The organism is Geitlerinema sp. PCC 7407, assembly GCF_000317045.1.
Classification (GTDB): Bacteria; Cyanobacteriota; Cyanobacteriia; order PCC-7407; family PCC-7407; genus PCC-7407.
Genome location: NC_019703.1, coordinates 2,425,275 through 2,438,368 on the forward strand (window position 1 = coordinate 2,425,275; position 13,094 = coordinate 2,438,368).

Annotated in this window: 12 protein-coding genes; 9 read left to right on the forward strand and 3 right to left on the reverse strand. The window is 56.4% G+C overall.

Annotated elements, in window-relative coordinates:
- Positions 1-5: 5 nt before the first annotated feature.
- Entirely contained in the window at positions 6-1,241 is a 1,236-nt protein-coding gene (locus tag GEI7407_RS10005) for a DUF4336 domain-containing protein (protein WP_015172035.1), read from the reverse strand.
- Between the two features lie 188 nt (positions 1,242-1,429).
- Between GEI7407_RS10005 and GEI7407_RS10010 the strand changes: the two genes are divergently transcribed.
- The 3 genes from GEI7407_RS10010 to GEI7407_RS10020 are packed head-to-tail and all read left to right on the forward strand — an operon-like array spanning position 1,430 to position 3,071.
- Complete coding sequence (locus GEI7407_RS10010) at positions 1,430-1,996, forward strand: hypothetical protein (RefSeq protein WP_015172036.1); 567 nt, start codon at positions 1,430-1,432, stop codon at positions 1,994-1,996.
- 53 nt (positions 1,997-2,049) lie between these two features.
- Positions 2,050-2,592, forward strand: a complete 543-nt coding sequence (locus GEI7407_RS10015; RefSeq protein WP_015172037.1) for a hypothetical protein — start codon at positions 2,050-2,052, stop codon at positions 2,590-2,592.
- On the forward strand, positions 2,589-3,071 hold the full coding sequence (locus GEI7407_RS10020) for a hypothetical protein (RefSeq protein ID WP_015172038.1): 483 nt from the start codon (positions 2,589-2,591) through the stop codon (positions 3,069-3,071). Before GEI7407_RS10015 ends, GEI7407_RS10020 begins: the two co-directional genes overlap by 4 nt.
- Here GEI7407_RS10020 and GEI7407_RS10025 read toward each other — a convergent pair.
- Positions 3,032-4,531 (reverse strand): hypothetical protein, encoded by a 1,500-nt coding sequence (locus GEI7407_RS10025; RefSeq protein ID WP_015172039.1) that lies wholly within the window; start codon positions 4,529-4,531, stop codon positions 3,032-3,034. The genes GEI7407_RS10020 and GEI7407_RS10025 overlap by 40 nt on opposite strands.
- A 270-nt stretch (positions 4,532-4,801) precedes the next feature.
- Here GEI7407_RS10025 and glgA point away from each other — a divergent pair, with 270 nt between their 5' ends.
- Positions 4,802-6,277 (forward strand): glycogen synthase GlgA, encoded by a 1,476-nt coding sequence (gene glgA / locus GEI7407_RS10030; RefSeq protein ID WP_015172040.1) that lies wholly within the window; start codon positions 4,802-4,804, stop codon positions 6,275-6,277.
- Here the strand turns inward: glgA and GEI7407_RS21030 are convergent.
- On the reverse strand, positions 6,253-6,600 hold the full coding sequence (locus GEI7407_RS21030; RefSeq protein WP_150109763.1) for a hypothetical protein: 348 nt from the start codon (positions 6,598-6,600) through the stop codon (positions 6,253-6,255). The genes glgA and GEI7407_RS21030 overlap by 25 nt on opposite strands.
- Positions 6,601-7,026: 426 nt before the next feature.
- On the opposite strand from GEI7407_RS21030, the gene GEI7407_RS10035 reads away from it, so the two are divergent.
- The 5 genes from GEI7407_RS10035 (at position 7,027) to GEI7407_RS21995 (ending at position 12,844) form a co-directional block, all read left to right on the forward strand.
- Positions 7,027-8,619 carry an ATP-binding protein gene (locus GEI7407_RS10035; RefSeq protein WP_015172041.1) on the forward strand — a complete coding sequence of 531 codons (1,593 nt, stop codon included), beginning with the start codon at positions 7,027-7,029 and terminating at the stop codon, positions 8,617-8,619.
- Positions 8,620-9,226: 607 nt separating this feature from the next.
- Entirely contained in the window at positions 9,227-11,101 is a 1,875-nt protein-coding gene (locus GEI7407_RS10040; protein ID WP_041268384.1) for a response regulator, read from the forward strand.
- An 86-nt stretch (positions 11,102-11,187) separates the two neighbouring features.
- The gene (locus GEI7407_RS10045) at positions 11,188-11,559 is read left to right on the forward strand and encodes a response regulator (RefSeq protein ID WP_150109765.1); all 372 of its coding nucleotides are present in this window, start codon (positions 11,188-11,190) and stop codon (positions 11,557-11,559) included.
- Between the two features lie 336 nt (positions 11,560-11,895).
- Entirely contained in the window at positions 11,896-12,288 is a 393-nt protein-coding gene (locus GEI7407_RS10050; protein WP_015172044.1) for a response regulator, read from the forward strand.
- 358 nt (positions 12,289-12,646) lie between these two features.
- A complete protein-coding gene (locus tag GEI7407_RS21995; protein WP_071880825.1) occupies positions 12,647-12,844 on the forward strand; it encodes a hypothetical protein in 198 nt (65 codons plus the stop codon).
- Positions 12,845-13,094: the final 250 nt, after the last annotated feature.

Consider the following 13,094-nt stretch of genomic DNA (forward strand, 5'->3'; position numbering starts at 1 on the left):
CCCAGTTACGAGCGCTGAGCAGGCGGCGTAATGCCCGTGCGGTTGAGGGTTTCCTCGATCTCCCGCAAGAAAGCAAAGTCCTCGGCAGGCAGCGATCGCTCGCCAGCGGCCCCCTCCTCCAAAAAGCTAAAAGCCTGCCGAAACGCCTGGGGGCCTTGCTCGATGGGCGCTTCGAGGTGACAGGGGATAATTCGCTCGAAGTTCCAGCGGGCAACTGTGTCGGCCCAGTCGAGGACCGCCCGAGGCGATCGATTGAGGATCAGGGTTTGCAAAATCGGCGCTACCAGCAGCTGGCCGCCCCGGCGCAGCGACTCAAAGGACTGTCGCCAGCCGTTTTTCCAGCGGAACGGGAAAAGCCCAAAGTAAGCGCGGCGAGAGCGATCGGGAGCCTGGAAAGCATCGCGCACCGTTTGCCAGGTGCTCGTCACATCCAGGGCGCTGGGACGGAAATAAAACGAAAACAGCGCGATGCGCTGCCAGCCTTTCAAGCGCTGCTCCTCGGTGTCTTGGATCGGGTCGCTGGCCTGGTCCTTGGCATGAAACAAGAGCGGATAGGGGTCGAGGCTGACGATGGCAGGCGGACGCTCCGGGATGACCACCACCGAATCGGTGACCAGCAAGGTGCGCGATCGCCGGTGGAAAAACGCCACCTCCTCAAACGGCCCCAGGCCCAGGTCGATCGGCCCCAGCATCGCGTAGTCAAACTCATCGGCAAAGGGCGCTTTGCCACTGTCGGTCGGCAAAACCTGGGTGCGGCGAGCCGGCAGGCCCAGCCAGCTCAGGGGCAGATTGAGCGGAAAGCTCCACTGATCCGGCGCAATGAAGACCTGGGCGGCGGGGAAGCAGCGGGCAAACGGCCCCACAAACACCTTGTGCTCGATGCCCGAGACCGTCGGCAAGATGATGTATTTCACCTCGCCGTGGCGACTGACTAGCTCCTCGACCAAGCGGATGCACTCGGGGGTGGGCGCCACGGGCGAATAGACCAGCAGCCCGCCCGCCTCAAGGCGCACCACGGTCATGCGGATCGGCACCACGACGTACAGGATGCCCTGCAACTGATCAAAGGTCCAAATCGTGTCCTTCACCACCTCGGTGCGCAGGGTGCGGCGCTGGCCGTAGGGGTAGAGGGGCACGGCAGGCCAGAAGGGCCAGGAAAATTCCTTGGACCGATGAGTCTGTGTGTGAGCTGTTATCGTGGTTTTCTCCACGCCGCGATCGCCTCCCAAAACACCAAACATTGCAAGCTTTTGTGGATCGATGCTACGCGCTAGAGCTCTGTCCAAGCAAGAGCCCGATCGTTTCCCCGAAATGGATTGCTAGCTTTTGCAGTTCTGTCTTTTTTCGTTTGCTTTGTCAAAAACACCCTTGTGGGACTCAGTTTTTTTGTGTCAGCCTGGATCTGAGTTTCATTTGATTGGGCGAAAATATGGCGGACTTCAAGGAATATCGCAGCGTGAGCGAGTTTCCGCTGCACACGGCTGATCTGCCTCGGGAGGAGCTAGAGAGCGCCTACCACGATCTGCGAGGCACCTACAAAAATCTCAACCAGAGCCGCGCGCAGCTAGTCCGCCGCCAGCAAGAGACTAAGGAAAGAGTTACAGCCATTAGTACCAAGCTCAATCACCTCCATCAAACCCTGGCCAAAGTCCAACAGGAAAAACTTCAGCTTCAACAGGCTTTGAGCCACAGCCTCGAAAAGAGAGAGCAGCTACAAGCCTGGGGGAATGACTTAGATCGAGAGGTGAATGAACTCACGCAGCAAGTTAACGCAACAGCTCGCCTCTTGGGTGAGTTTGAGGACGTGTACGAAGAAGTTAGTCAAAGCACCAATATTTTGTCCCTAGGACAGCGTTTCTGGCGCTTGATCCAGGCAGCTCGGCGCTTGCTGACAACCGATCTTTCAGACCTCAAACCTGGGCCCAATCCGCCTGAACCCGATTTGTTTAGCAGTGAAAGTCCAAGGGACATTAACCGGAAGCTATTGGATCGCTAAATTTTGAATCTCGCGTCAAGACGTCTCACGCACTTCACTCCTACGCACCGCAAATGGGCAAATTAACGGATTCTTTGAAAAACACGAGTCAGCGGCTGAACGCGCTTCAGCAGGGGATTCGCCAGATGCAATCCATCGGAGAAGAGCTGGCTGACAATACGCTGGTGGTGGCGGAGGCGGCTTTGCGGGCGGGCTATGCCTACGCCCAGGCCGAGGCGGAAACGGTGGCCGAGGGCGATCGCCCGCTACCCGCGATCGCCCCGAGTTCCTCTTCAGCATCCAGTGACTGGAGCGTCGAGGCTCTCAAGGCCCGCTTTGGCACCTGCGCCAAGGCCTACCGCTATCTGCGCGATCGCCACGGCGTCACGCTCAAGACCCGCAGTTGGCAGGCGATCGCCACCGTCCTCCAGGACGCCGAGGCGTCTGCTCAGGCCGCACCCACCGCCACACCGGCAGGCGATCGCCCGGCCAGTGCGCAGACTCTGGAGTCTCGGGTGAGCCAGCTAGAGCAACAGGTGACGGCCCAGGCGCTCCAGATCGCCGAGCTCCAGGCCCAGATCCAGGCGCTTTTGGCCAGCCGGAGCCGCGCGAAATGATGATCCGATCGGGTTTGGGGGCGATCGCCCTGGTCCTGGGCCTAGGCTCGTCGGCCTGGGCAGAAACCCTGGTGGTCACGGGCCAGTTTGACCAGCGCACCTTCCCCGGCAGCAATCTCCAAAATGGACGCTTTCAGGGCCAGTTTGCCTACAGCGACACCACCGGCCAGCTAGAGCCTGAGTTCAGGCTGGATCTGGTGCGGGCCGACGGCAGCACGCTGTACACCTTCTCTCCCGCCACGGGCACGCTGACCCTCCAGGAGCCGATCCCGGGCATCTTTTCTCTGACCTTCCAGGGCTCAACGCCCAAGACGCCGGATCTGCCGAGGTTTCAGCTCTTTTTCGCTGATGGCGATCGCCCCGACGGAGACAGCCGCTTTCTCAGCGCCACCCTCGTGGATCCGGCGCGTCAGGCCCGGGGCGTCGTGCGGGCCACCCTTCAAGACGCCAACGCCAGCACCGCTTCGCCCCGCCGATAGATCTCCCGGGCGTAGTCCGTCCAGGCTCCCTGACCCCAGTAGCGAAAGCAGCTGGTCTGGAGCAGCAGGTTGTAGAGCAGGGCCTCTTGGTAGTCGGGGCGCTGGGTGACGGCTGGATCCGCCGCCACCTGGGCATCGTAGACCTGGTGGAAGCGAGCGCTGAGCTGACTCATCGGTTCTAGGACGTTTTCGTAGCCCTGGACCCAGCTCATGTGGTTGGTCCAGGAGGCCCCGTCCATATGAAAATTGTGATCGCTGGCTTTGAGATCGGCGATCGCCCGCTCCACCGCCTCCGGCGTCGCCCGCTCCGGGTCCACCTGCTGCCACAGCCGATGCTGCTGCACCGCCTGACAAACCGGGAAGTCTTCTGGCTTCACACCTGCCGCCTCCACCAGCTCCAGGTACTCGGTCCCATTCATCGGCACCGTGCCCGTGCGTCCGCCCCCCTGGTCCCGCAGCTCGTACCAGATGCGGAAAAAGTCGCGGGGGTATTCATTCATCATCACGCCGCCATTTTCCCCGTCAGCGATCTGGGTGACCAGCGACGGAATGGAAACCTCGCCGAGGGTCTGCCGTCCCCGCCCCTTCGCCTCGAAGTAGGGCTGCATCTGGGCCACCAGCTTGGTGTCGGAGCCCTGGGTCTTGATCAGGGCCGTCATGGCGATGGTTTCGCCCCGAGAGTTGCGAGCGACCAAGCGATTGGGCACGTACTTTTGGTCCTGGGGCAGGCCGTGGCCTTCGAGGGTTTCGACGGAGTGCTCCTGCACCATCAGCCAGCGATAGCCGCACTCCTGGAGAGCCTTGAGGTACTCGTAGAGGGTGTCGGGGTGGTTAGGCAGGTGCATCTCGGGGGGCGAGAAGCCCTTGACCCGGGCCAAGGCCTCGTAGCCAAACAGGGCCGCGAAGTACTGCTGCCAAGCCTGGATATGCAGTTTGATGTCTGGGATCGGCGTGGAGGGGACGACGGCGTGACTCCACATGGTCCCGAGCCACTCCACGTAGGGCCACATCGCGCGATCGCCCGTCAGGCGGCGGAGCTTCTCCAGCACGTCCTCGCGATTCATTTGGCGCAGGCCCCACAGCAGATTGCCGGAGTAGTCGAGCATGATGCGCGGGTTGCAGCCCTCGGCCACCAGCTGGGGGATAAAGTCGCCCATGCGGCCATAGCAGTGGGCAAAAACGCTGGCGTTGTGGTTGTCGCCATCGTGGGGATGCTCGAACATGTGCTGCAAGTTGCTGATCAGCATCCCGTCGTGGCCAGCGGGGATCGTGGGCTGATGCATGTGAAGGGCGCACGCAAACCCAGCGCTGATGTCCGAGAGGCGCAGATTGGTGATGTCTCGAAAGAGGGGGCGATCGGGGTTGACGACGCGCTGAATCGTGGATTCCCAGCCGCAGAGGTTGGGCAGTCCCGATCGCAGATCATCCAGGATGGGATGCTCACTCACCGATGACGCCATGGATTGTTCTCCAGAATGGAATGGAGCCGGTTGGCTCCCCGGCATTCTAGATCCTTCTCGCCCAGAAGCCCATGGGTACAGTTGCGGCGGAGGGATTTTTGGCGGGCGATCGCCCCTGAAATACTTGCATCGGCGCGCAGAAGCCGTACCCTAGCACCTAGAAACTTTCCGCGCTGTTTATGTCAAACGGCGGGGCAAAGGATTCATCGGGAAATATATACTTTTGTGAAGTATAACCAAAGCCGTTTTTAAACAGGTAAGGAGCAAATAATGTACATCGTGCAGATTGCCTCTGAATGTGCTCCTGTCATTAAGGCTGGAGGTCTAGGCGACGTCGTGTACGGCCTGAGTCGGGAGCTGGAAGCCCGCGGCCACTGTGTCGAGCTGATCCTGCCCAAATATGACTGCATGCGCTACGACCACATTTGGGGGCTTCACGACGCCTACCGCGATCTGTGGGTGCCCTGGTATGACGGCGAGATCCATTGCTCGGTGTACTGCGGCTGGGTACACGGCCGCGTGTGTTTCTTCATTGAGCCCCACTCTCAAGACAACTTTTTTAACCGGGGCTGCTACTACGGCTGCGAAGATGACACCATGCGCTTTGCTTTCTTTAGCAAAGCCGCTCTGCAATTCTTGCAGCACAGCAACAAGCGTCCCGATGTCATCCACTGCCACGATTGGCAGACGGGCCTCGTCCCTGTGATGCTCTACGAGATTTTTCAGTACCACGGGATGGGCAGTCAGCGGGTGTGCTACACCATCCACAACTTCAAGCACCAAGGGTTCGCGGGTAATGAGCTTTTGGCGGCGACGGGCCTCAATCGCCCCGACCACTACTTCCACTACGATCGCCTGCGGGACAACTTTAACCCCTTTTCGCTCAATCTGATGAAAGGGGGAATTGTCTACTCTAATGCGGTCACGACGGTATCACCTCACCACGCCTGGGAGGCAAGTCATACGGAGGTTGGCTGCGGCCTGGGCCACACGCTGCATTTGCACCAAGGTAAATTTAGCGGCATTCTCAACGGCATTGACCATGATTTCTGGAATCCGGCGGGCGATCGCTACATTCCCTATCACTACAGCCGCGAGGACTTCGAAGAGAAGCACAAAAATACCAAAACTCTGCGCGAGCGCCTGATGCTCGACCATGCAGACAAGCCCATCATTGCCTACATTGGTCGCCTAGATGGCCAGAAAGGCGTGCACCTCGTTCACCACGCCATGTACTACGCGCTCCATCGCGGGGCGCAGTTTGTTCTGCTAGGCTCGGCCACAGAGCCCGGCATCAATGCCCACTTCTGGCACGAAAAGCATTTCCTCAACAACAATCCCGATGTGCATCTGGAGCTGGGCTTCAATGAGGAGCTGTCTCACCTGATCTATGCAGGGGCCGACATGATCGTGGTACCGAGCAACTTCGAGCCGTGCGGTCTGACCCAGATGATTGGTCTGATGTACGGTACGGTGCCGATCGTGCGCGGCGTCGGGGGCCTGGTGAATACGGTGTTTGACCGTGACTACGACCAGACCAAGCCGCCGGAAGAGCGCAATGGCTATGTGTTTTATCAGAGTGACTATCAGGCGCTGGAGTCAGCGATGGATCGGGCGATCGGCCTTTGGTTTGAGTATCCTGAGGAATTCCGCCAGCTGGCGCTCCAGGGGATGAGCTACGACTACTCCTGGAAGCATCCGGCCCAGGCGTACATCGATCTCTATGACCAGATTCGCTGCCAGTAGCCCGCCGAGAAATGCAAAAGTCCAAAGAGACAGTTTTTGGGTAAATAACGCAAATTAGCTGAAAATTTTCTGTATCTTTTCGCAGGTCTTTCAGGGATATCCGTAGATATCCCTGTTTTTTTGTTATTAAAGAATCGATTATTCTTTGGATTTCCCGAGAAAACACCCACGCAAACTTGATAGGGCGATCGCAGTTTTTGCGGATATTCCTGCCGCCTATTCTCACAAATTGTCACGATCACTTCTTTGCGATCGCCTCCAAGGCAATTGATCTGCGCTCTATCGGTCATGGAGAAGATCGCCCCAGCTTTTACGCCTTTCAAGGGGCGATCGCCCTAGATTTTTACTTTGCTAGCCAAATTTTTTAGACATGAAATGCTGCTCACGGCAATAATCAGCTGAGCAATAGACCCAAACTTTTTGGAAAGGCCGCGAGACTTTCATGAAAGTTTCTAGTCAAACTTTGGGTCATGGCTAGATTATTCAATTAAGAGTTATAAACTTTTAGTGAGAAATCCAAAAAAGCATCAAGGTTATGAATAAAATGTCGCTTCTATGGGGCACGATGAAGAGTACCTTAGCTCAGGTTCAAAAGGGTTTGTAAACCTAAGAAACACCTGGGTAAAAGCACGTTTATTCACGATAAAGTAGGATATAGGATCTGCTTCTTGGCAGCCATGAAACCCTTTCGCCTTCTGTATCTTGGGCATCAACCCGCATCTATTTCTCAAGTTCAGCAACAGCTAAGTATGCTGCAACTCGACATTGCTTTGCGAACTGTGGAGACATGCTCCAAGTTTCTAGCGGCGATCGAGCAGTTTTCGCCCCACCTGATCTTGGCGGACACCCAGTCAGAAGAGTTTTCGGGCTATGGCGCGTTCGCCATCGTGCGCGATCGCTATCCAGGAATTGCGGTCATTTTGCTAGGACCCGAAATCAACGAAGCCGAACGCTTAGCCTGGCTACGGCAAGGCGTCATGGCCTATCTGACACCCGAGCAGCTTCCTCAGCTGTCGATCATCATGCCGAGCCTGCTGGCTGAGGTATACGCCTCCACCGAGCGGCAAGCCCAAGAGCGCTGGGCAAAAGGGATGGAGCACTTGGTGGGCGTGATTCAAGATCTCTCCTTGGCTCGCACCCTAGAGGAGATCACCAAAATTGTGCGTCATGCAGCCCGCCACCTCACCGGGGCAGACGGTGCGACCTTTGTGCTGCGTGACGGGAACCAGTGCTACTACGTGGATGAAGATGCCATTGGTCCACTGTGGCGGGGCAGTCGGTTCCCCATGAGCGCATGCATCAGCGGCTGGTGCATGCTCAATCGCCACACGGTTGCGATCGAGGATATCTATCAAGACGATCGGATTCCGGTCGAGGCCTATCGTCCGACCTTTGTGCAGAGCTTGGTCATGGTTCCCATTCGGCCCGAGTCTCCCATTGGAGCGATCGGCAACTATTGGGCCGAGACCCATGTGGCCACACCGGAGGAGATCCGGCTCTTGGAGATTTTGGCCAATACCACCTGCGTCGCCCTCGAAAATGTCCAAATCTACGATGAAATCGAAAAGCGGGTCCAAGATCGCACAGCCCATCTAGAGGCGATGAATCATGAGCTGGAGGCGTTTGCCTATACGCTATCTCACGATCTGCGATCGCCTCTATCTGTAATTAATGTGCTGATCAGCTTACTGAAAATGAAGCACGCCACCGACCTAGGAGAAGAAGGGCTGGCCTATGTCGAACAGCTCCACGGAGCCGTCAATCGCATGGACTGCTTGATCGATGAGATCTTGACGCTGCACCGCGTAGCCCAGTCCCCCATTCAGCCGATGATGATCGATCTCAGCCAGATGGTCAAAGAGATCCTGGATGATTTGCAGGCGATGCACCCGACCCGAAAAGTAGATGTTGCCATTGACCCAGAGCTGTCGGTATACGCCGATCCGGTGCTGCTGCGCACCATGCTCGAAAATCTGCTTTCCAACGCCTGGAAATATACTTCCAAGCGATCGCGAGCCACCATCGAAGTGGGCAAGCACGCCAACAATTCCCGAATTATCTATGTCCGCGATAACGGGGTAGGCTTTGACATGGCGAAGGCCGACAAGCTTTTTTCACCCTTCCAGCGCTTTCACGCCGCCACAGAGTTTCCAGGAACTGGCGTAGGACTCGCGTCGGTACAGCGCATCGTCCACAAGCACGGCGGCAACATCTGGGCTGAGGCCCAGCTCAACGAGGGTAGCACCTTCTACTTTTCGCTCCCTAGCCCTCCAAACTCAGCCTCTAACCCTCTCGGCGTCGTACTGAGCACTCCCAGCATCAACTCCGCCTCAACAAGATAGGTTAAAAATATCAAGCTATACAAATAAGAGTATACAGATCATATATCATGGCCATCTTAGGCCATGGCTAAACAGCATGACTGTCAATGGGTTTAGCCATCACTATCTTGGCCATAACTATACCAAGGCAAATAGCAAAGATAGAGATGCGCCAAAGATAAAAACAAAGAGATAGAAATTAGAGAAGTAGAGAGATAGAGATACGGAAAGATAGCTTGTCCTGAAGCAGAGAAACACGCTCAAGCATGTAGCGATGAGCGATGAGTTATGGCTTTGATTTCAGGTGTTTTCTGAGCCTCTAAGCCAGCAAACTTGCGAAATCTTCAGTGAATCTTTATTTTTGTGAGCTAATTTGCGCTCATATCCCTAAACCTTCTAGGATCAAAGGAGTTGAGGCTCAATCCCAAAGCGAGGGAGGATTGACCCAAGTTGGGTCAATGTTCTTCACCTGAGCCCTGAGTCTCTGGAATTTGGGCCATGGACGGGACACAGCTGCCCCCTTGCCTTCTTGATCAAAGATAAGGAACTTGGCGGGACGAGCGATCCCAATCCTGAGCATGCTTTTGTGTTCTTGGTGCCGGAGGGATGGGGATTCCCGATATCATCCATGAAAATTCTGGTTGTTGAAGATGATGAGCTAACGGGGTTAGCCCTTTCGCAAGCGCTGACCTATCATCATTACACGGTTGATGTGGCGCAGGATGGCCGAGCGGGTCTAACGCTGACAGAGACCTATGAGTATGATCTGCTGCTGCTTGATGTGCTGGTACCGGAGCTAGACGGCATTAGTCTGTGTCGGAAGCTGCGCGATCGCGGCTATCAAAAGCCTATTTTGCTTCTCACGGCGAAGGATTCCCGCACCGATCGCATCACAGGACTAGACGCCGGGGCGGATGATTATGTGGTCAAGCCCTACGATCTTTCAGAGCTTTTGGCGCGGATTCGGGCGCTTTTGCGGCGCAGTCAGGAGACTCGGCCGACGCCGACGCTGAGCTGGGGAGAGCTGTGTTTCAATCCGATTTCCAGTGAGGTGACCTATCGCCAGCAGGCGATCGCCCTCACCCCCAAAGAGTACAGCTTGCTAGAGCTCTTTCTGCGCAGTCCCCAGCGGGTTTTTAGCCGGAGCGCGATTCTCGATCGGCTGTGGTCCCTGGGGGCTTCGCCCGCCGAGAGCGCTGTCACCACCCACATCAAGGATCTGCGCCAAAAGCTGCGAGCCAGCGGTCTGCGAGCAGAGGTCATCGAGACGGTGTATGGTCTGGGCTATCGCTTGGCCACGGCCCCCAGCACCACAATGCCTGAGCCCAAAGCCCAGGAAAAAGCCGCTCGACTCGCTCAGGGGATCGAGTCCTTGAGGCAGGTGATTGAGCGCTTTCGCCATAGCTTTGGGGATCAGGTGGCGGTTTTGGAGCAGATGCAGGAAGCCCTGCAAGCTGGCACTCTAGCAGCAGATCTGTACCAGCAGGCCTACCATGAGGCGCACAAGCTGGCAGGATCTCTGGGCATGTTTGGCTATCCAGCAGCCTCCAAGACGGCGCGAGAAATCGAGCATTTGCTGGTGGGATCGTCTCCCGAGCAACTCGATGCCAAGCTGTTTTCTGCGCTGCTGCAACGCCTGCAAACGGAGATGGCCCAGCCCCCCGAGGCCACGGTGGCGGATCACTTTCCGCAGCCCCAGGCTGAGGCTCAGCCCAAGGTTTTGTTGATTGATGATGACGTGGCGCTGGCGGAGGCGCTGCGGAGCGCGGCGATCGCCCATCGACTGGAGCTTCAGGTCGTGACAGATTTGTCCGCAGCGCGCCAAGTGCTGATCCAGTGCTCCCCCGAGGTGGTGCTGCTGGACCTGAACTTTCCGGAGGAAGAGGAGGGCGGCATGGCGCTGCTGGCAGAAATTCGGCAGCAAATGCCCAAGCTGCCGGTGCTGGTATTCACGGGGCGCGACAGCCTGAGCGATCGCCTAGAGGCGTCGCGGCTCGGGGCTCAGGGCTTTCTCAGCAAGCCAATTCCCACAGATCAGGTCATCCAGGCCGTGTTGCGGCTGCTGACGCCCCAACCCGCCGATGAGGCGCGCATCCTGGCCGTGGACAACAACCTTCACACCCTCCAGACGCTAGCCGAGCTGCTGCGCCCCTGGGGGGTCAAGGTGTTTACCCTGGATGATCCCCAAAATTTTTGGCAAGGGCTGACTAGCACCCTGCCAGACTTGCTGATCCTGGCCCAGGAGATGACCGAGATTGGCGGCCTGGAGCTGTGTCAGGTGGTACGCCAAGACTGGCGCTGGGGCAATTTGCCGATTTTGGTGATGACGTCCCAAACTGACAGCGCCTTTGTGCGGGCGCTTTTTCGGGCCGGGGCCGATGACTTTATCCGCACACCCATCCTAGAGCCAGAGCTGATCACCCGGGTGCTGTGTCGCCTAGAGCGGGGGCGATCGCGCTTGGCGGCCAAAGGGCTGTCTGCCCCATTCTCGGTCTCACCCTAGGGCCGTAGCCCTTGGGTTAAGCTCCCTTGCATCCCTGTGGCACAATCGGGCAAAGGGCGCGAGTATGCATGTCCCGCACGCAAGTTATGGTGAAATACGTTTTGGTCATAGACGATGAGGAGCGCATTCAGGAAGTTGTTTGCGCCTGCCTAGAGGACATTGGCGGGTGGCAAACGGCGATCGCAGACTCGGGGGAAGCTGGCTGGCAAGCGGCCACGGCCTCACCGCCCGACGCGATTTTGCTGGATGTCTCGATGCCGGATATGGATGGCATCACCCTGTACGAAAAGCTGCAAAATGAGCCCAAAACCCAGGGAATTCTGGTTATTTTCTTGACGGCAAAGGTGCTGCCAGCGGATATGGCCAAGTTTCAGGCCCTGGGAGTGGCGGGAGTGATTACGAAGCCGTTTAATCCGCTGACGCTGGTGGAAGAACTAAAGCAGATATTGGGCTGGTAAGGGACGCCCCAGCCAGACAGAAAGTACTCCTCCAGCAGAGCCGCGATCGCGGCTCTGGCTTTTTTGTGCCCTCGGACCGAGAGCCGCCAGCCTCAGGTCACTCGCCAGAAATCTTCCCGGGCGGCGGCGGTCTTCATAGAATCCTCATTTTATTTCAGTAGTTTGAGGAGTGGCGCCGCTCAACAATGCTTCGAGCGGCCGTCCCCTCCATCATGCATCTACCGCTTCCGGGCCTGCTCTGTCGGGCTCGGGGCGGCGTTTCTTCGCCCTGCTGCGAGCAGAGGGGCTGCTTTATTCGAGGTTAAAAGCCCTATGAGAGTTCGAGGGACGATCACGATGCTGAGCCATCACGTGCTGATTGTGGATGATGAAGCGAATATTCGAGAGATTTTGCAGGCCTGCCTGGGAGACGTGGCGGGGTGGCAGGTCTCGGCGGCAGCTTCGGGGCCAGAAGGACTCACCAAGGCGATCGCAGAGCGCCCAGACGCCATTGTGCTGGATTTGATGATGCCAGAAATGGACGGGATCGCCTTTCTGCGGCGGCTGCGGATGCACCCCGAAACCGAAACCATTCCCGTGGTGATTTTGACAGCCAAAACCTATTTGGTTGAGCTGGGACAGCTCGATCACTTGGGGGTCGCAGGGGCGATCGCCAAGCCCTTCAATCCGCTAGAGCTCCCCACGCAGATTGCTCGAGCGCTGCAGTGGCACGCTGCCATTGATGCGTAGCTAAAACCCGATTTTTGGCGGATTTTCTCAAATACTTAACCTCCTAAAATTTTTTCAGGTTTCTGAGATTACAGTCTCAGATCTTCGATCAATCGCTCCTCAAGGCTCTATCAAACGCTCAGGCAGCGAAGATTCGTTGTGTCTTGAAACTGTGTTAAAAGATACTTTTCAATCTAATTGGAACTTTTGTCAACAAAGCTGATAAAGCTAGCAAAATGAATCATGTTTTTGCAATCGCCTTTTATATCTTCAGTAATTCTTCATCTTTATAGCCTATGCTCAAAGAAGAGCTGAACATACAATTTGTATTAAGTTCAGGCAGTCTGTTAGATACTCGTATCAATTTGTCGAGGTTAACATGGAAAATTGCCCTTGCTGCTCTAGTCAAATGCTTCGGCATATTCGACAAAACAGCGCTTACTGGTTTTGTCGCCACTGTTGGCAGGAAATGCCATCTTTTTCTGAGCTAGAAACCTCGAAACTTTTCTTAAAATCTTCGATTGGTTATCATGCAAAACCCAAGCTAATTCGAAGCCTAGTAGGGGTCAGTCCCTAAACAAGGTCTTCCTGCTAGGCCCAAGTAGGACAGGAGTGATCGGCATTTTTAGGCAGCGTCTCCTCAAAGCAAGTACTGCCTAGTTGAGTGACTAGATGTGTGATTGTTGAGGAGTGGATAACAACATTTTAAGAAATCCCGCAGGGAGGCCAATTCTAGCTTAGAGTCCAAGCGCTCATGAGGGAAAGCCTCTACCATCACAGGGCGATCGTTGGTTTTGAGAGACCCCAATTTTAGCTCCTAGTCTCTC